The organism is Desulfobacter sp., from assembly GCA_028768525.1.
Classification (GTDB): domain Bacteria; phylum Desulfobacterota; class Desulfobacteria; order Desulfobacterales; family Desulfobacteraceae; genus Desulfobacter.
In genome coordinates this window covers 398324-416075 of the sequence record CP054837.1, presented here as the reverse complement: position 1 = coordinate 416075, position 17752 = coordinate 398324, and the positions used below count along the sequence as shown (strand labels likewise).

19 protein-coding genes, 1 tRNA gene and 1 pseudogene are annotated in these 17752 nt (G+C 48.4%); 12 read left to right on the top strand and 9 right to left on the bottom strand.

The window, feature by feature from the left end:
- Positions 1–14: 14 nt before the first annotated feature.
- From HUN04_01710 to HUN04_01675, 8 genes and pseudogenes are all read left to right on the top strand, one after another.
- Positions 15–467, top strand: a complete 453-nt coding sequence (locus tag HUN04_01710; protein ID WDP88524.1) for a cupin domain-containing protein — start codon at positions 15–17, stop codon at positions 465–467.
- A gap of 51 nt (positions 468–518) precedes the next feature.
- Positions 519–1562, top strand: coding sequence for an alpha/beta hydrolase (locus HUN04_01705; protein ID WDP88523.1), 1044 nt, complete (start codon positions 519–521; stop codon positions 1560–1562).
- A gap of 137 nt (positions 1563–1699) precedes the next feature.
- Positions 1700–2266: a sugar O-acetyltransferase gene (locus HUN04_01700; protein WDP88522.1), complete on the top strand. Its 567-nt coding sequence runs from the start codon at positions 1700–1702 to the stop codon at positions 2264–2266.
- Positions 2267–2354: 88 nt separating this feature from the next.
- A complete protein-coding gene (locus HUN04_01695) occupies positions 2355–2891 on the top strand; it encodes a flavodoxin family protein (GenBank protein ID WDP88521.1) in 537 nt (178 codons plus the stop codon).
- 43 nt (positions 2892–2934) lie between these two features.
- On the top strand, positions 2935–3900 hold the full coding sequence (locus HUN04_01690; protein ID WDP88520.1) for an EamA family transporter: 966 nt from the start codon (positions 2935–2937) through the stop codon (positions 3898–3900).
- A gap of 238 nt (positions 3901–4138) precedes the next feature.
- On the top strand, positions 4139–5290 hold the full coding sequence (locus HUN04_01685) for an iron-containing alcohol dehydrogenase (GenBank protein WDP88519.1): 1152 nt from the start codon (positions 4139–4141) through the stop codon (positions 5288–5290).
- 20 nt (positions 5291–5310) lie between these two features.
- Entirely contained in the window at positions 5311–5964 is a 654-nt protein-coding gene (locus tag HUN04_01680; protein ID WDP88518.1) for a hypothetical protein, read from the top strand.
- Between the two features lie 80 nt (positions 5965–6044).
- A pseudogene (locus tag HUN04_01675) lies at positions 6045–6199 on the top strand (HU family DNA-binding protein).
- Here the strand turns inward: HUN04_01675 and HUN04_01670 are convergent.
- The 4 genes from HUN04_01670 to HUN04_01655 form a co-directional block, all read right to left on the bottom strand.
- Entirely contained in the window at positions 6186–6770 is a 585-nt protein-coding gene (locus HUN04_01670; GenBank protein ID WDP88517.1) for a pentapeptide repeat-containing protein, read from the bottom strand. The pseudogene HUN04_01675 and the gene HUN04_01670 sit on opposite strands and share 14 nt — an antisense overlap.
- A gap of 72 nt (positions 6771–6842) precedes the next feature.
- Positions 6843–7310, bottom strand: a complete 468-nt coding sequence (locus HUN04_01665) for a nucleoside deaminase (GenBank protein WDP88516.1) — start codon at positions 7308–7310, stop codon at positions 6843–6845.
- A gap of 180 nt (positions 7311–7490) precedes the next feature.
- On the bottom strand, positions 7491–8396 hold the full coding sequence (locus HUN04_01660) for a M23 family metallopeptidase (protein WDP88515.1): 906 nt from the start codon (positions 8394–8396) through the stop codon (positions 7491–7493).
- Between the two features lie 12 nt (positions 8397–8408).
- Complete coding sequence (locus tag HUN04_01655; GenBank protein ID WDP88514.1) at positions 8409–9398, bottom strand: D-glycerate dehydrogenase; 990 nt, start codon at positions 9396–9398, stop codon at positions 8409–8411.
- A gap of 563 nt (positions 9399–9961) precedes the next feature.
- On the opposite strand from HUN04_01655, the gene HUN04_01650 reads away from it, so the two are divergent.
- Both HUN04_01650 and HUN04_01645 read left to right on the top strand, forming a co-directional pair.
- Positions 9962–11011 carry a pentapeptide repeat-containing protein gene (locus tag HUN04_01650; protein WDP88513.1) on the top strand — a complete coding sequence of 350 codons (1050 nt, stop codon included), beginning with the start codon at positions 9962–9964 and terminating at the stop codon, positions 11009–11011.
- Positions 11012–11014: 3 nt separating this feature from the next.
- Positions 11015–11977, top strand: coding sequence for a DUF2971 domain-containing protein (locus HUN04_01645; GenBank protein ID WDP88512.1), 963 nt, complete (start codon positions 11015–11017; stop codon positions 11975–11977).
- 245 nt (positions 11978–12222) lie between these two features.
- Here HUN04_01645 and HUN04_01640 read toward each other — a convergent pair whose 3' ends face one another.
- The 5 genes from HUN04_01640 to HUN04_01620 all read right to left on the bottom strand — a co-directional run bounded on the left by HUN04_01640 (position 12223) and on the right by HUN04_01620 (position 16726).
- On the bottom strand, positions 12223–12855 hold the full coding sequence (locus HUN04_01640; GenBank protein WDP88511.1) for a hypothetical protein: 633 nt from the start codon (positions 12853–12855) through the stop codon (positions 12223–12225).
- 511 nt (positions 12856–13366) lie between these two features.
- Positions 13367–13464: transfer RNA gene (locus tag HUN04_01635), tRNA-Sec, on the bottom strand.
- A 98-nt stretch (positions 13465–13562) separates the two neighbouring features.
- A complete protein-coding gene (locus HUN04_01630; GenBank protein WDP88510.1) occupies positions 13563–14807 on the bottom strand; it encodes an acyl-CoA/acyl-ACP dehydrogenase in 1245 nt (414 codons plus the stop codon).
- A 9-nt stretch (positions 14808–14816) separates the two neighbouring features.
- The gene (locus tag HUN04_01625; protein WDP88509.1) at positions 14817–16319 is read right to left on the bottom strand and encodes an AMP-binding protein; all 1503 of its coding nucleotides are present in this window, start codon (positions 16317–16319) and stop codon (positions 14817–14819) included.
- On the bottom strand, positions 16316–16726 hold the full coding sequence (locus HUN04_01620; GenBank protein ID WDP88508.1) for a MerR family DNA-binding transcriptional regulator: 411 nt from the start codon (positions 16724–16726) through the stop codon (positions 16316–16318). The genes HUN04_01625 and HUN04_01620 overlap by 4 nt, the downstream gene beginning before the upstream one ends.
- 116 nt (positions 16727–16842) lie before the next feature.
- Between HUN04_01620 and HUN04_01615 the strand changes: the two genes are divergently transcribed.
- The gene (locus HUN04_01615; GenBank protein WDP88507.1) at positions 16843–17490 is read left to right on the top strand and encodes a potassium transporter; all 648 of its coding nucleotides are present in this window, start codon (positions 16843–16845) and stop codon (positions 17488–17490) included.
- Positions 17491–17515: 25 nt separating this feature from the next.
- Positions 17516–17716: a 4-oxalocrotonate tautomerase family protein gene (locus HUN04_01610; protein WDP88506.1), complete on the top strand. Its 201-nt coding sequence runs from the start codon at positions 17516–17518 to the stop codon at positions 17714–17716.
- Positions 17717–17752: the final 36 nt, after the last annotated feature.

Here is a 17752-nt window from a genome sequence, read left to right as displayed (position 1 = left end):
TTTTAGGAGCGAATATGGATTCATCAAAGGAAGCGATCAAATCGTCAATCCCGGCAGAGGCCGCCACGGCATTTACGGGAGAAGGCATTTTTCCCAAAGGGGAGAAGAATGAGGCCTATGCCCGTTATTTCACGGGAACCAGCTATCTGAATATGCTTTCACTGGAAAGGGTTGTTATCGGCAATGTCACTTTTGAGCCGGGCTGCCGCAACTTCTGGCACATCCATCACAAGGGGGGACAGATCCTTATGGTGACCGGCGGGCGTGGCTGGTACCAGGAAGCGGGAAAACCGGCCAGAGAACTTCGCGCCGGTGATGTGGTCAACATCCCGCCTGAAACCAAACATTGGCATGGTGCCGCCAAGGATAGCTGGTTCGCCCATGTGGCCGTTGAAGTCCCGGCTGAGGGTGCCTCCAATGAATGGCTGGAGCCGGTTTCCGACGAGGAATACGATCAATTAAAATAGTTGAGCAGTACGTAAGAACAAATTATTTATCCAATTTTTGAGGTGTTAAAAATGAAAAAGAAAATGACCCATGTTTTTTACACGCTCCTGGCCGGTATTGTTTCGCTTTTGTCCGTTGCCGGCGTCTCGGCCGAAGCGAATACCGCCTGGGATAAAACCTTTGCCAAAAGCGATAAGGTGATTCACGAAAAAGTCTCCTATTCAAACAGGTACGGCATTACCGTGGCTGCGGATATGTATATGCCCAGGGATATCAATAAATCCCAAAAATATTCAGCCATTCTCGTTGGTACGCCCTATGGCGGCGTGAAGGAGCAGGGGGCCGGCATCTACGCACAGACAATGGCGGAAAGAGGGTTTGTCGCCCTGGCCTTTGACGAATCATACAACGGGGAAAGCAGCGGTGAACCAAGACACCTGTCCTCTCCGGACATTTTTGTTGAGGATTTCAGTGCCGGCGTGGATTTTCTTGGGACACGCCCCTTTGTGGACCGGAATAAAATCGGCGTCATCGGTATCTGCGGCAGCGGCGGATTTGCCGTTACCGCAGCCCAGGTCGACCACCGCATCAAAGCCCTTGCCACGGTAAGCATGTACGATATGAGCCGCGTCATCCGCAAAGGGTGGAAAGATACAATGTCCGCTGAACAGCGCAGCAAAACCCTGGACCAGCTCGGGGAACAGCGCTGGAAGGATTTTGAAAAAGGCACCCCCCTGCTGCCCCAGGGGTTCCCCAGCGAACCGGCCGATTCAATTCCCGAAGGAATGGATCCGATTTCCAGTGAATTCTGGGAGTATTACGCCATGGCCCGCGGCCACCATCCCAGATCACACGGCCCCTTTACCCAGACCAGCAACACGGCGTTTATGAATTTTCCTTTGATGAACTACATTGGCACCATTTCGCCAAGGCCGATACTGTTCATCATGGGCGAGAAGGCCCACTCAAGGTATTTCACGGAAGATGCCTACAAAATGGCTGCCGAGCCCAAGGAATTGGTTATCGTTCCCGGTGCAAGACACATTGATTTGTATGACAGGACAGACATGATTCCCTTTGACAGGCTGTCCGCTTTTTTTAACAAGAATTTGTAATCTCCATCATTGCAAACAAAAAGCGTGGAGGCTTCATCCGCAAACCTCCGGATTACACTGCAGTAATTGCTGCAAGGGCTGTGATCGGAGATGATGAGGCCTTCACGTACTTTTTTTAAAAGAAATTTAAAGGAAAAATGAATAAAAAAGAATTAATGGAACGGATTGACCGGAGGGAGCCAATTGTCGGAGGAACGGAGGCTCACGCGGTTTTGGTCCGGCTCAGCAACGAGGCTTTGCGCATTACAGCGGAATTGAACGGGGACTACCATGACCCGGATGAAGTTCGTGCGTTGTTTTCCCGGTTAATTGAAAAAGAGGTTGATGAATCCTGTTTTATGTTCCCTCCGTTCTATACGGACTTCGGGAAAAATATCACTCTGGGAAAAAATGTTTTTTTAAATACCGGCTGCACCTTTCAGGATTGTGGCGGTATTACCATCGGCGACAGGACTCTGATCGGCCAGAATGTCGTCCTTTCCACGTTGAACCATGGATTTGAGCCGGAAAACCGGAACACAACCTATCCTTCTCCAATAATTATTGGCACAAACGTGTGGATAGGCGCCAACGCCACTGTTGTGCCCGGCGTAACCATTGGTGATAATGCCGTGGTCGCCGCCGGGGCCGTTGTCACTAAGGATGTGCCCGCAAATGTTGTCGTCGCAGGCGTACCTGCAAAAATAATTAAGACCATTGAATGAGAAACTGAAAGGAGCATATGGATACGCTTCCTGCCCGGATCTCACTTAAAATTGAATTGAAACACCAATAACAGAAACAGGAACCATCATGAGCAAAAATTTACTTATCGTGTCGGCAAGCCCCAGAAAAGGCGGCAATTCAGATCTCCTCTGCGATGAATTCATGCGGGGCGCCAGGGCGGCCGGCCACACTGCAGAGAAAATCCGGCTGTCGGAAAAAAAGATTAACTACTGCACGGGTTGCTGCGCCTGTATTGGCAACCAGGGGGCCTGCGTTCAGCAGGACGATATGAACGATATTTTTAAAAAGATCCTTGATGCCCATATCCTGGTCCTGGCAACCCCGGTATATTTCCACGCCATGAATGCCCAGATGAAGACCTTTATCGACAGAACCTGCCCCATTTACGCCATGGTCCGGAACAAGGAAGTCTACTATATCGTCGCTGCAGCTGGCGGCCAGATGCCGGTGGGCAGGGCTGTCAATAGCCTGCAGGTTTACACCAACTGCCTGGGCGGAACCAAAGAGAGAGGCGTCATTTCTGTCACTGGCATCTGGGACGCCGGCCTTGTTAAAGGCACCCAGGCCATGGACCAGGCGTATACCATGGGGGAAAACGCATAAAAGTAAATTTTGAGAAAGCATCAATATGAGAAAGCATCAATAAATGATAAATGAAAAATATAAAGGCGTTTTTGCGGCACTGTCCGCCAATGTCATCTTCGGCCTGAACATCCCGGTGACAAAATCCCTGGTCGCAGACTGGATGACCCCCATGGGTTACACCATTACCCGGATGTTTTTTGGAACCGTGATCTTCTGGTTGATCGCATCCCTTTTCAAGAGAGAACAAATGGAGGGCCGTGATCTGGGAATCGTTCTGATCGGAGGACTTTTGGGTTATTTTGGCACCCAGTTTCTATTTTCCAAGGCGCTGGAATATACGACGCCTGTCATTTTTGCATTGCTCATAGCCTTAACGCCTGTTGCTGCACTGATGCTCTCTGCTGTCTTTCTAAAAGAGCCTGTTTCAAAACGGAAAATCGCAGGGATCACCTTAAGTATCTCCGGCGCTTTTTTAGTCATATTGGCAGGTGGAAGCTCAGGCACAGGGGCCAATAATTTTTTGGGGATATTGCTGACTGTTTTATGTGTATTCTTTTATGCGGGATACATGGTGCTGACCCGGCAGGTCGCCACAAAATACAGCCCCGTAACCGTTGCGAAATGGATGTTTTTGATTTCAGCGGCGGTCCTGCTGCCCCTGAGTTTTTCCCTTGATAATCAAAGGATTTATACCCATGAAGGAACGCTTCTGGCCTTTTCCCTCCTTGGGTTTGCACTGATCTTTTCAACAACCCTGGCCTTTTTTTTCATGCCCCTTGCATTGAAAAAACTGGAAGCGAGCACGGTGAGCATATTTATGAATCTTCAGCCCCTTGTGGCCTCAGTTGTTGCCATTGGGATAGGGCAGGACACCTTTACCTGGGATAAAATTCCTGCGGCACTGCTGGTGTTGTCCGGGGTTTACCTGGTGTCGGTGAACAGGGCAACATCCGCCCGCCATACTCAGCCTGTTAAATTGGAAGCCGGGTTGCGGGCCGCATTTCCCAAAAATCGAGAAATCGTTTAACGGGTCTGACATGGTGATGCTGAACGCCTTTTCTAGGCTGCTCTGGATGAATAAATTCCTGCCCTCATAGATGGAGAGCCAGTGGTTCTATCATTTTTCAAATGGAAGGGCCGCAGATGGCATATCCAGTAAATTTGGACAATCAGGCAATAATCGAGGAGCATCCGGCTACCACCGTCTTGAAAAATACTGTTATATAAACAGATAGTTCAATAAAATTATTTAATAAGGAGATATCATGAAAGATTTTACTTTTTACAACCCGACACGAATTGAATTCGGCAAGGGAAAAGAAGGCAATATTGGTCAGTATGTAAAAGAGTTCGGAGTGGACAGCGTACTTATTCTGCACGGCTCGGACCGGATCAAAAAAGATGGGCTTTTCGGCCGGATCACAACGGCACTTGAGGAGCAGGGGATTGATTATGAGACAATCGGCGGGGTTATCAGTAATCCGTTGATCAGCCGTGTACGCGATGCCGTTGAAATCGTCAAAGAGAACCGGCTGAAAGGCATTCTGGCTGTTGGCGGCGGCTCCGTTGCCGATTCTGCCAAGGCCGTTGCCGCCGGGGCAGAATACGAGGGTGATGTCTGGGACTTTTTTGTGGGCAAGGCCGAGGTTAAAGCGGCGCTTCCCGTTTTTACGGTCATGACCCTTGCGGCCACCGGCAGCGAAATGAACCCCTACGGCGTTGTGACCAACAGCGAAACCCAGCAGAAATACTCCATCGGCTCCCCGCTTCTTTTCCCCAAAGTCTCTGTCATCAACCCTGAACTGATGGCCTCTGTTACACCGGAGTATCTGGCCTATTCCGCCGTCGATATTTTTTCCCACTGCCTGGACCTTTATTTTACCGCCAGCTATCTGCCCGAGTTTACCGCCGCCCTGATCGAAGATATTCTGGAAACCGTGATGCGCACCACCAGCCTTTTGATGGATAATCCCGACGATTACGATGCCCGGGGAGAATTTGCCTGGGCCGCAACAATGGCGCTGAACGGCAACACCTTTATCGGTGTTGAGGGCAACTCCTACGATACCCACATGATTGAGCACGCCATGGGTGCGCTCTACGACGTTCCCCACGGTGCCGGCCTGGCCGTGGTCCTGCCCGCCTGGATGGAAGATATAAAGGACCAGATGCCGGAACGGTTTGAACGCTTTTCAAAGAAGCTTTTCAACGCTACCAACAGGGATGAGGCCATTTCCGGGCTGACCCAGTGGTTCCAGTCCATCGGGGCGCCGGTCACCTTTGCACAGGCCGGGCTCTCCGGGGATGCCGTCGATCCCATTGCTGAAAATGCATTCGGCAATGCAACACTCTGGGGCATGGACAAGATGTACCCCAAGGAGAGAATTGCCAGCATACTCCGGCTGGCCGTTAAATAGAATACGTTGGCGGCGGAGGGATGGAGGGACGCCCTCTGCCGCTCAGGTTGGCGTTGACCAATTTCCGTGATGCCCAGTGGATGTTCTATCCGCCGGAAAGATTAAACGTAACGGCCCGGGAGGCATACCATGGCGGAGAAAAAGGAGAGTTGAGTTATTATGCGCCCTGGGGAGATGTATTTATGCTTTACAGGGATTTTTATGCGGGTGACGAAATGCACCGCCTGGGTGTCAATTTAACCGGAATCGAGGAGATCGCAAAAATGTCAGGCAAGGCCATAATTGAGAAAAGAGAAGCGACTGTTTCCCGGGAGCAGACGACCATGATCATAAAAGTTATCGCAAATGGAAAGGCAATCGTTTTCCAGCTTAACAACAGCACTGCTGCCAGGGCACTCTATGCCCAACTGCCCATGGATATCAAAGTTGAAAATTATAGTAACAACGAAAAGATTTTCTATCCTCCTGGGAAACTGGATACTTCAGCCACCCCGAAAGCCGATGCAAAGGCCGGCACCCTGGCCTATTACGCACCCTGGGGGGATGTGGTGATCTTCTACGGCAGTTTCGGTTCCGCTCCGGGGTTGTACGAACTGGGCCATGCCCTGTCAGGGCAGACGCATATAAAGGGAATGTCGGGGGCGATACGGATTGAAAAAAAGGAGGTCCGGTAAGTGTACGGAAACAATCTTAAGAAAAACTTGACCTTAAACCTTCCAGAGCAAAAGAAACCGTTGAAGATTTCCTTGAAACAATAAAATCAACACTGGCGTCTGGTGAAGAGATTCCGAATCTCTGGATTCGGAAATTTTGAGGTCAGTGAAAAAGCGCCAAGGAAAGGGTGCAACCCCGCTAGGGCGGGATATGATGCTGAAAGACAGACGCGTCGTTACCTTTATAGAATTTTGATTTCATATGCACCCAGTAATGTTAACACCTCAGGTAAAGAGAATTTTGCTTTCTTTATATTATTGTTAAGCGGGTTGATACTATAATTAGTGGAATTTTTAAAATTTGCTTTAAACAGATTCGTGTTGTCAAAGAGTGACCCTGAAAAATCTGATTCGGAAAGATTGGCTTCCGAAAGATCTGAATTAACAAAATCACATTCGATTAAATCGGATTTGTGAAAGCTGTGTTTTTTCAGGCAGAGATTTGAAAAAATACAACTTCTTACATTACACTCCTCCAATTTGAAATCAATCATCAGGGGGTCACATTTTTGAAAATCAACTCCTACAATTTTACAATTCCTGAAAACGACCCCTCGAATCTGCGTCCTAACCATCTTGGATAAAGAAAAGTTACATTGAGAAAAAGAACAGTCTTCAAAAAGGGTTGAGTCGAAATTGGTATATGAAAAATTGCAATTATGAAAATCACAGTCAAAAAAAGATTTGCCGATGATGCTTTCATTTTCCAAACCAAGTTTTTTGAATAGTTTATTCTGGAATTCGTATGCGTTATGAAATGGATTCATTAAATTTCCACTGAGAAAGGCCGGAAAATTGTGCTCTTTGAGAATCGAATGGCATTCGAAAAATCATAGCAATCAGCCCTTTTTATGGTTGGCGAAGTATTCGGCCATAACCTTGAGGCTCTTCTCCCGCAGGATACCACTGGTTACTTTGGGTTTGTGAGGCGACTTGCTGAAAACTGTCTCGCAGCAGTGGCTGCCCTCTTCACCAAGAAGGGCGCACAGGTCAATGTCGCTCGCACCATATACAAGTCTGCCCACCTTCATCCATACCATCGCACCGCAGCACATAAAGCACGGCTCACAACTCGAATACAGCGTGTAGTTGGATAAGTCTGTGATGTGCGTTTCTTGGCAGAATCTGTGCAAAAGCCCTGCCTCTGCGTGGAACGTAGGATCTGTCTTCGTATAGATTTGGTTTTCATTTTCAAAGACAATTTTTTCATCTTTCACGAGTACTGCACCAAACGGCTCATTGCCGCTCTCGACCGCCTGTTTTGCCAGTTCAATGGCCTTTGTCATAAATTTTTCATCGTTTGTCATATCAGTTATCTCCTCCGAGGATTTCTATCACACAAACGCTATCGATGCCATAGATCCCACGGTCAATTGTGCTGGTTTTATTCGCTGGTCAATTTCCCCAAAAGGTTCGGGTGAATACCATATTTTTCAGTCAAAGACTTATGGGGGGGAAAGCGTGCCTAAACAACCGTAAGAATTATTCTACCTGAGCAACTGATCGGTTGTCCCATCAAATAACGGCGCCGGATCGACCAATTGCCCCTGTACCGAGATGGAAAGATGGAGATGGGGACCCGTTGCCCGCCCTGTACTGCCGGCAAGCCCTATAATCTGTCCTCTTTTTACAATTTCCCCCTTAGAAACGTTAAATTTGCTCAGGTGAAAATATAGAGAGATGACGCCGTTGCCGTGATCGATATACAGTGAGTTGCCAGCAAAATAGTGGGACTCAGCCAGAATGACCCGACCATCAGCAACTGATTTTATGGCAGTTCCTCTAATTGCCCTGAAATCTATTCCTCGGTGAGGGTTTTTGGGTTTGCCGTTCAGAATGCGTTGCAGGCCATAGGTGCTGGTGGTCTTCCCGCCAACCGGCCGATGAAAAGGCAGCCGCCACAGCCGTTGGCCAGACCAGGTGTCTTTGGCCTTTTGAGTCCGCACCCGTTCTTCCTTGATCCGTTTAAGTTCAGTCGCGGGGGGCGTCACCATTTTGGATGGTAAATTAAGCTCTTGGCGGGGATACGACCGGGCAACAATATTCACGGACCGATGCCAGACTGTCTCCTTTCCGCCTGTCCAGGCCCGGACAACAAGTGATTGGGGCCCTGATTTGACGGTGAGGATATCGGTTCCCAACATGGCAATCCCAACATGACGTTCATTCCATTGGGAGACGGATGGAATCACCACCCGCCCCATCCAATGTACAGAGAGCTTGTCAAAGGCCTGAGATGATGTCAATCGAACAAGAAAAGGCTGCCCAATGCCCGCCTTTTTCGGATGGGCGATGGTGATGGCCTCTCCTTTGTCAGTGGTATTTTTTGCATGGCTGATTGAAGTCAGGGCAAGGGCTATAAATAGTACAACGGTCCAAGGCCTTATTCTCAATGCTTGCTCCTTTCAATGTTTGTTAAAAACCTGTGGATTAATAATATTGGTGGCTGATCCAGTACGATAAAATTCAATTATATTTTCGGCGGCCAGTTTTGACATGCCATCCCTGGCCTCATGTGTGGCTGAACCGATATGCGGTAGCACGCAGGTGTTTTCCATAAACAGCAAAGGATTGTCATTTTTCATTGGTTCAGGATCTGCGACATCAAGGCCGGCCCCCCAGATTTCTCCTTTGTCCAAGGCCTCAATAAGGTCAACCTGGTTGTGAACCTGCCCCCTGGCTGTATTAATAAAGATTGCTGATGATTTCATCTGCTCAAATGCCGTCTTGCCAAAAATCCCTTTTGTTTCAGCGGTCAACGGGCAGTGGACAGAGACCACATCACTTTTTTCTAGCAGGGTTTTAAAGTTTACTTTCTGGGCACCCAGATCTTTTTCGACTTCTGGATACGGGCTCCGATTACAATATAGAATATTCATCCCGTAAGCCCTTCGGCATCGTTTGGCCATGGCTATTCCAATTCGCCCCATTCCGAAAACCCCTAACGTCTTACCTGTTAACTCAAATCCCAAGTTGGCTTTCGGTTTAAAAGGTCCCCATTCTCCCTTTAATATGAGTTTATGGCTGAAAAACATCTTTCGAGCTGTGGCAATCATTAAGCCAAAAGCAACATCTGCCGTTGCCTCAGTCATGATATCCGGTGTATAAGCGATCGGAATGCCAAGGCTTGTTGCATGGTCCACATCAATATTGTCATATCCGACAGCATACTGGGAAATAATCTCCAATTGGTTGCACTTATCCAAAAATTTTTGACTGATTGCATCTGTAACAGTACAGAATAAACCCTGGTGTCCCTGACAATTATCAACCAATTCAGTTGGGGTCATTGGCCTGTCTTTTGCCCAGGCGGTTAGTTGAAAGCCTTCTTGTCTAAGAAGATTCAGTCCCGATTCTGGAAATTGCCGGGTTACTAATATTTTTTTAGGTTCCATTGCTTTGTTCCTTGATCTGCTACTCTGCATATAATGGCTGAATTAAGCGCACAGCATCGCTTAACGAAAATAATTGTGGAGAATATCCTTACAGATGCCGGGATGGCAAGGAGGAAATTTATCTTTTCCAAGAGGCTTCGATTGTTCTGGCTTTGCCATCGAAAATTTTTGGGATGAATTTAGCAAAGTTAGGCTGTTGGTGTTATATGAGAAAATGGCGGAACCACATGGGGGTCGAGCCCACCCGGGAGGGTATTAGCCCCCCCCCGCACCGGATTTAAAGTCGTTTGCCGACGCCAGTAGTAGAGCGTTCCATGTTCTGGGGTTGTCTCTTCTTATTTGTTCTCGTGGGAAACATATGGGAAACTTGATAGCACGTTTAAATGAGAAACGCTAGAAAAAATCTGAGATCCCATTAATATAACGCCTAATGCCTGATGCCCCCCTTGTCCTTTTCACTCATGGCGATAAGTTCAACAGGCTTCTATTTACATCCGGTTCACATTCGGATATGGCATTGGTATTCTATTTCAAGTTTAATCAGATTCACGGGAGTTTCTGCTATGCCGAAGTTCACTGATCAGGAGTGGGAAGAGTATCTAAAGGAACATCAGTCTGGATTTGAAGGTAATCCTGAGCATCTTAGAGTCCTTTTAGAACAAGGTGTTGATGGATGGAATGAGTGGAGAGATGAGAATCCAGAGATTAATCCAAATTTGTCTTGTGTTGATTTAGAAATACATAAAGAGCGCTTATCTCCATCCAGTTTGTATAAGAAAATAGCACATTCGTCCAATAATATTATTAAAAGAGGTGATGAAAATAAACAAATTCGATTTAGCTTTTTAAAGATAAATTTTAACCGAACAAATCTTGAACGGGCGAACCTTTCCAACGTCGACTTAGAAAAAGCAAGGCTTGGATTTTCTAACTTAAGGAACTCAAAACTACAACAGACCCGTTTCCAAGGAGCGTACTTGCAGGCTTCAGACTTCCAAGGAGCAGATTTGTTTTGGACCGATTTAAAAGATGCAACAATGAATCAAGCTAACCTGCAAAATTCATTATTAGTATATGCTGATTTCACTCGGGCTATTGTCGCTGATATTAAATATACGAAAGAAATAAGAATATTGGGGCAAGTGTTTTTTTCCTATAACACAATCAAAAGTTTTCATGGGATAAATGTAGGGTCTTGTATCGGAAATCAAGTATTTCGAAGATATGCGATGGATCAGGATTTCATTGAAACTTTCAAAAAGAATCAACCGGACTGGCTTTATAAGGTTTTATACTATCTTTGGAGGGTATCAAGTGACTGTGGTCAATCAATTCTTTTATGGGTGTTTTGGTCAATTCTCATCGCCATTTGGTTTGCTGCCATGTTCGCTGGCCTTGGGGAAAAAGCCTTTGTCATCCCCAACCTCGATTTTTATGACTTTGACACCCTGATTTATTACAGCGTAGTCACCTTCACAACCCTTGGATTCGGAGACATAACACCCAAAACCCCCACTGCCGCCCAATGGGTCATGGCAGAGGTCATCACAGGATACATAATGCTAGGTGGACTGATTTCAATATTTGCCACGAAGTTGGCGAGGAGGAGTTAGGGGATGGAAGGTTGGAAAGAAAGGATGGTCAGATACCTATTTAGCAACAACCCTGAGGACTTAAACTTAGATAAAGGTGTAGATCTGAAAACTAAAAATACACCCAAAAAACTGGCTAAATATTTTTCAATTAATGAAAATACTATTGATAACCTTCTCAACGATACTGTTTGGTGTGCAGATCCAAATTTGTTTAATGATCCATACGATACGGTCCTAAGATTTGATATAGACCAGTTCTCTCGTTCCACCATCTTGGGAAATGAATTATTAGGCGCACTTAAGCATGTTCAAGGGTTTGATATAGATAAGGAAATCAATAAGAATTCATTTTATAAAGACCCTATCAAAGCGTACTTAGAGGTAATTAAAAACAGAGATCCCTTGGCCGGGAGGGAGCGTATGAGAGCGCTTGAAGACTCAGTTATTCAGATGGAAATGAAATTCAACGTACAGAAAGGGTCCCAGTTGGGTAAGGATGCAAGGGATACGTTTAGAATATGTTGCTTTTCAGAAGATCCGTATTCAATGCCAATGTGGTATCATTATGCAGAAAGGCATCAGGGATTTTGTTTAGTTTACGAATTGAATAGGTCTCGCAAAGATATCCCTTTAATGGCAAACATTTGGCCCGTATTATATGTTAAGACCTTTTTAGATAGCACCCAGTATTTCAAAAGCAAAGACCAAAGGCAAATGATTAATGCCATTTTTTTTGCAACTATACACAAAGCTTATGATTGGCGAGCCGAAAAAGAATGGAGACTGATCGTTTTAAAAAAAAACAATAATGCTGGTGTGACTTATCCTTTCAAAAAGCCATTAGCTATTTATTTAGGTAATGAAATGAAGAAAGAAAATAAAGAACAGTTGACCAACATTGCTTTCGATAGACAGATAGCTATTTATGAGATGAGGCCATCTAAAAATGAGTACAAAATGGAACCAAAACTTATATCAAAATGAAGTGTGGTATACTAAAGTGTATTTATTCTGGTCGCTCCAGATCTCCCAAAACACTTGAGTAATAGTGCTTTAAAAGTTCAAAAAACCGGCATAAAAATCTAAACCACCGGTAATGTCACACTTATGGGAGCGGATGTAAAAGGCAAAACAGAGCAGTCAACAAGTTAATCATCAGCATCGCCGGGGAGTCACAGAAGATCGTGGCTTCTCGGTGGTGTCCCCGACTCGTATGTCGGGAATGCCCCTTAAGCCGCCTCTTTTCTTCGCCGGAAATAAACGATAACCGGCAGGGCAGCCCCGAACAAAAACAATGATGAGGGTAAGGGGGTACTTGCAACATCGGCCACTACCCAGGCCCCTAGGAAGGAGGTCGGGGATCCCCAGTCCTCAAACATCCTCTCGTCACCATTCAGATATGGTATTCCGGTGATTAGATATTCAGCATTAGTATAGGCTGTAGGTAATGAACTATCGTATTGTATAATAAACGAGCGGTAGAACCATGTTGATAGTCTTTCGATACGCCCTTGGATAAACTGAGTGCCATTCGTTCCATTTCCCAATGGACTGAAAAGATTTGACCAGTTCCCAATGAACATGGGCTGCCCCTGCCCCATCAGATTCATAATATCCGAAAGGCCTGCTATACGCCAGCCTCCAATCTCCTCGGGTGCCAGAAGGCTTAGATTTGTGATAGCGTTCACCTGTTGGTCATAGCTCATCCCGGCAAATCTACTCAGATCCGATACCCAATACTGGTTTGCAATATCGTCGTATACAAAGTCTCCCATACGGGTCAGTGCGGCACCGGCGTTTCCAGTCAACATTAAAAAAACAAAAACCATCGGTGCGATGTACTTGACCATGCGATACATCATGCTTGCCTCCTTTAGGGGGGTAATGTTTCATTTATGCGGCATTACGTGATCTATGATTGACATAAGAGCATGGGTTGCTAAACGGATTCTGCTAAGAAGACGGAAGTGAAAGAAGCAACCCATCAAGTCTACCATCTAATACAGAAACCAATAAGACCTGTCAATCAGGGAAGTCCTTATTTTTTAGAGGAAAAATGCATGAGTATCCCAAGTCCTGGTCAGAACACCTCATCGGCAACACAAGCTGCCTTACTTAACGCACCGTTGATTAGGTGAGCATAACGCTGGGTCTTCTTAATGCTGGAGTGTCCCAGGAGATCCTTTAGTGTGTAGATGTCGACCTTGCCACTGGATGCCAGATAACTGGCCTATGTATGGGAAACTTCGGACCCACGAGATGGCATAAAAAAGAGACACTCTGTTTAAAAAAAATGTATGATTTTAAATCTTTCTATGATTTGTTGTGTACAGATTTTTTGAGAAAAACGGTAGGATAGGCCATATAAAAAAATGGCGGAGGCACATGGGAATCGAACCCACCCGGGAGGGTATTAGCCCCCCACACCGGATTTGAAGTCCGGGCCAGTCACCAGTACTGGGCGTGCCTCCGCAAAAAGGATCTCCAGTATACCTGAAGATCCTTTTTTGTCAATGGGTTTTAAGTCGAAAACAAGGCTGCAAAGGCCTTTCCGCAGCTAAGTGGCGGATTATTCATAGATTTTTTCTTCCGTTTCATGGGCAGCGGCTGCATCCATTTCCATATCCCTTATTCTGGGATTGTTTTTCTCCTTCCAGTATTCCTTATACCATTCATTGGCAATGATCATGGACATGACCTCATTGGTGCCGGTCCAGATGGAGGCCAGGCGCAGGTCCCTGAAGATTCGCTCCACCGGGTAAATGTCGGTGTAACCGATGCCGCCCATGACCTGCATGGCATTGTGGGCGGCTTTCTGGCAGGATTCAGTGACAAATTTTTTGGATTCAGACACCAGGCGGCGGATCTGCTTGGAATCGATGCCGGCATCCACGGCCCTGGCCGTTGTGTAAATCATGGCCCGGGCCGCATCCAGGAGGGTGACCGCTTCGGCAACCTGGAAAGAGACGCCCTGGAAAGCGGCCACTGGCCGGCCGAAGGCTTTCCGCTTGGAGGTGTAGCCTGTGGCCACATCCACGGCCGGGATGGCGGCACCGATGGTCATGGCGGCGGTGCCCAGGCGTTCCGGGATCATCATGGTGTTAAAGACTTTCACGCCCTGGTTGAGCCCGCCCAGCAGGTTTTCTTTGGGGACCACCACATCTTTGAATACCATGCGGGCGGCGCCGCCGCCCCGGCAGCCCATAAGTCCGTACAGGTATTCTGTTTTTACCCCTTGGGTGCGGTCAACAATGAAACAGGAAATCCCGTCCCTGGGCTCTGCATCCGGATCGGTGCGGGCATAGACCAGGAAATAATCTGCGCCTTCGCCGCCGACGATGAAACGTTTCTGGCCGTTAAGCAGAAAATGGTCTCCCTTGTCTTCTGCGGTGGTCGTGGTGCCGAAAAAGTCAGATCCGCCCCTGGGTTCGGTCAGGCATTCGGCGGCAAATATGTCACCCCGCAGCAGGGGTTTTACGTATTTTGCCTTCTGGGCGTCGGTGCCGTGGAGGATGATGGCGTCGCAGACCAGTTCTGCACCCACGCCAAAGGTGCAGGCAAATATATAGCCCAGTACCCCGACTTCCTCCATGACCATACAGGTGGAGACCCAGTCAAGCCCTCTGCCGCCCCATTCCTTTGGGTAACGGCAGCCCATGAGGTTCCGGCGCCCCGCCTCCTGGAGAAATTCCTTGGGAAACTGGATTTTGTCCTTGTCCATGTCAAGAATCATTTTTCTGGGAATACTCTTTACAAATTCCCTGGCTTCGGCCTGGAGCGCCTTTTGTTCATCGGTGAGTAGATATTCGAACATCCGTGTCTCCTATTTTTTTAAGTCTTCTCTGAGTTTATATTTCATCACCTTGCCCGAAGGGGTGTGGGGGAGTTCCGGTAAAAGGTGGTAGATTTTGGGTATTTTGAATTTTGCCAGCCGCTGGGAGAGAAACTCGTCCAGTTCGGCCTCAGTGATATCCTGGCCCTGGGCGGCCACCACGGCTGCATGGACGGTTTCGCCCCAGTCCGGATGCGGGGTGCCGATGACCGCAGCTTCGGCCACATGGGGGTGTTCCATGATTTTGTCTTCCACCTCCTTTGAATAGACGTTTTCTCCGCCGGTGACGATCATGTCCTTGATCCGGTCCACGATGAAGAGGTAACCGTCCTGGTCGATGCTGGCCATGTCCCCGGTTTTGTACCAGCCGTCGTGGAAGGCCGCCTTCGTGGCATCTGGCCGGTTGAGGTAGCCTTTCATCATGGAACCGGCCTGAAGCCAGATTTCGCCGGTTTCCCCGGGGCCGGCCTGGGAATTCTGGTTCTTCATTACCTTCAGACTTGCGCCCGGCAATGCCCGGCAGCCAATGGAGCCGGCGTGTTTTTGATGGTCCTCGGGGCGGAGCACCGCGCCGGTGGGGCCGGACTCGGTCATTCCGTAAACCTGGAAGAACCGGTCGGATTTATAGGCGGCAGTCAGTTTTTTTACGGTTTCAGGGGCAATGGGGCCGCCTCCGTATATCCATGCCTTCATTGAAGATAGATCATAATCCCCGAAGTTGGGAATCACCTGCATGGGCATGATATAGGAGATGGGTGCACCGAAATAGGCCGTGCATTTCCTGTTCTGGACCGCCTCCAGGAAGTGGAGGGGATGGTATTCGCGGATCAGCACGGTGGTGCCGCCCACATGGGTGATGCCCATGAACCAGTTGTTCAGCGGGGAGGAGTGCCAGATGGGCATGGCCACCAGCATCCGGTCGGACTGATCAAGGTCGACTGCCCGGGCCCCGGTTATTCCAGCCGCGACCACGCCGGCGTGGGTGTGCAAACAGCCTTTGGGATTGCCTGTGGTGCCGGAGGTATAAAGAATCTGGGCCAGGTCATTTTCCTCTATGGTTACCGGCTCTAAAGCTTTGGCGGCGTGCTCCCAAAGCAGGGGGGTGGACGGAGCAGGGCTGTCCATGGCCATTTGGGGAATATCCAGGTCCAGGTTATGGGCCACCTGGGCCAGCTGCCCGTCAAATAAAAGGAGTTTTGCCCCGCTGTCCCTGAGAATGTATGCCGCTTCCGGAGCCGTCAGTTTGTGGTTCACCGGCACCACCACGCCCCCGGCCATGAGGATACCGAAATAGGAAAAGACCCAGTCAAAGGAGTTCTGGCCCATGAGGGCCACCACATCCCCCTTTTGTATGCCGGCCCCCTGGAACAGGGCCGAGGCCTGCTTTGCTTTTTCAAAAACCTGGCTGAATGTGAACTCCCGGGACATGTCGCACAGGGCCGGTTTATCCGGAAACCGGCGAGCATTTTGTTCAACAATCTCGATCACTGTCATGGCTTTTCCTCCTTTTGTTCAAGCTCTTTTTTCCGTTTGAGCAGTTTGTCCCGGGTGGCCAGGATATCCTGCTCCAATAATGACAATTCTTTTTTTCTGTCCTGGATCTCCTTTAGTTTGGTTTCCCCGAATGCCAGGCTCCGTTCAATCTGATCGATTTCATCCACGCTGGTGTCGGCCATGCCGATCATCTCTGCAATTTCTTCAAGGCTGAACCCGAATCGCTTGCCCCTGAGAATGAGTTTCAGCCGGGCCTTGTTCCTGGGGGTGTAGATGCGCTGGTTGCCCGGGGTCCTGCCGGGGCTGATCAGTCCTTTTTCTTCGTAAAATCTTACGGTTCTGGTGGAAATATCCAATTGATCGGCAATCTGGGAAATGGTGAAGGTTGTGGTTTTTTTATCATTCATGGCGCTTCCTTTGAATAAACCTAAACTTGACGTTTACGTAAGCTATAAGTTTTCCAATGTCAAACGGTTTTTTCTACCGCCTTGACAGGAAAACAGGTTCATAGGATAAGTTTTTCATGGAAAATATATGGATCATAGGTGCCGGGAAATTCGGATTGAGGGCGGCCAAGTGGCTGATGAAGCAGGAGCGGGATTTAGATATACTGATGGTAGATCGGGACCGCGCATCCCTGGTGGATGCCCAGGGGCTGGGGTGCCGGACATCGGCCCGGGACGGCATTGATTTCCTCTGCAGCCGCCTGACCCGGGGGGCGGGGCCGGACTGGGTGGTGCCCGCAGTGCCGGTTCACCTGGCCTGGGAATGGTGCCGGCGGCATCTTGGCCGGGACCGGGCGGTTTCCCTGGACCTGCCCCAGGGCATCAAATCCTTTTTCCCCAATCCCATGGACGGCCCCACAGGGGATATCTATGTCAGCCATGCCGATTTCATCTGCCCGCCCAATTGCAATGAACCCGACGACAGATGCACCAAGACCGGCAAACCCAGGAAACCGGATATGTTCCGCATCCTGGCCGAAGTGGACTGGAAGGGGATTGTTCCCTTTGTGATTCAAAGCCAGCAGCTGGGACCGGGGGTCGGAGGGTACAGGCCTTCATCCCTGTTTCAGCTCAGGGACAGGGTCGCAGCACATTGCGGGCCCTTTTTCGTGGCAACGGCCTGCCGCTGCCACGGTGTGGTCAGCGGGGGGCGGATGATCGGGTAATGCGATATTATGAGTGGAGGGGAAAATGCCGTACGTCAATATTAAGATTACAGATGAAAATGTAACCAAAGATCAAAAATCAAAACTGATCCAGGGGGTGACTCAGCTACTGGTTGATGTGCTGGATAAAAATCCTTCGACGACGGTGGTTGTCATTGATGAGGTTAATACGGATAACTGGGGGATCGGCGGCAGGTGTGTCACGGAACTTAGAAAAGGTAAATAATTAAGGTTACCAGAAGAAGTTCTCCCCTGAAAATTC

What these genes read in the sequence shown, in the direction of transcription:
- HUN04_01710 (WDP88524.1), top strand. Translation starts at nt 15, where the DNA reads ATGGATTCATCAAAGGAAGCGATCAAATCGTCAATCCCGGCAGAGGCC.
- HUN04_01705 (WDP88523.1), top strand. Translation starts at nt 519, where the DNA reads ATGAAAAAGAAAATGACCCATGTTTTTTACACGCTCCTGGCCGGTATT.
- HUN04_01700 (WDP88522.1), top strand. Translation starts at nt 1,700, where the DNA reads ATGAATAAAAAAGAATTAATGGAACGGATTGACCGGAGGGAGCCAATT.
- HUN04_01695 (WDP88521.1), top strand. Translation starts at nt 2,355, where the DNA reads ATGAGCAAAAATTTACTTATCGTGTCGGCAAGCCCCAGAAAAGGCGGC.
- HUN04_01690 (WDP88520.1), top strand. Translation starts at nt 2,935, where the DNA reads ATGATAAATGAAAAATATAAAGGCGTTTTTGCGGCACTGTCCGCCAAT.
- HUN04_01685 (WDP88519.1), top strand. Translation starts at nt 4,139, where the DNA reads ATGAAAGATTTTACTTTTTACAACCCGACACGAATTGAATTCGGCAAG.
- HUN04_01680 (WDP88518.1), top strand. Translation starts at nt 5,311, where the DNA reads ATGGAGGGACGCCCTCTGCCGCTCAGGTTGGCGTTGACCAATTTCCGT.
- HUN04_01670 (WDP88517.1), bottom strand. Translation starts at nt 6,770, where the DNA reads ATGAATCCATTTCATAACGCATACGAATTCCAGAATAAACTATTCAAA.
- HUN04_01665 (WDP88516.1), bottom strand. Translation starts at nt 7,310, where the DNA reads ATGACAAACGATGAAAAATTTATGACAAAGGCCATTGAACTGGCAAAA.
- HUN04_01655 (WDP88514.1), bottom strand. Translation starts at nt 9,398, where the DNA reads ATGGAACCTAAAAAAATATTAGTAACCCGGCAATTTCCAGAATCGGGA.
- HUN04_01650 (WDP88513.1), top strand. Translation starts at nt 9,962, where the DNA reads ATGCCGAAGTTCACTGATCAGGAGTGGGAAGAGTATCTAAAGGAACAT.
- HUN04_01645 (WDP88512.1), top strand. Translation starts at nt 11,015, where the DNA reads ATGGAAGGTTGGAAAGAAAGGATGGTCAGATACCTATTTAGCAACAAC.
- HUN04_01640 (WDP88511.1), bottom strand. Translation starts at nt 12,855, where the DNA reads ATGATGTATCGCATGGTCAAGTACATCGCACCGATGGTTTTTGTTTTT.
- HUN04_01630 (WDP88510.1), bottom strand. Translation starts at nt 14,807, where the DNA reads ATGTTCGAATATCTACTCACCGATGAACAAAAGGCGCTCCAGGCCGAA.
- HUN04_01625 (WDP88509.1), bottom strand. Translation starts at nt 16,319, where the DNA reads ATGACAGTGATCGAGATTGTTGAACAAAATGCTCGCCGGTTTCCGGAT.
- HUN04_01620 (WDP88508.1), bottom strand. Translation starts at nt 16,726, where the DNA reads ATGAATGATAAAAAAACCACAACCTTCACCATTTCCCAGATTGCCGAT.
- HUN04_01615 (WDP88507.1), top strand. Translation starts at nt 16,843, where the DNA reads ATGGAAAATATATGGATCATAGGTGCCGGGAAATTCGGATTGAGGGCG.
- HUN04_01610 (WDP88506.1), top strand. Translation starts at nt 17,516, where the DNA reads ATGCCGTACGTCAATATTAAGATTACAGATGAAAATGTAACCAAAGAT.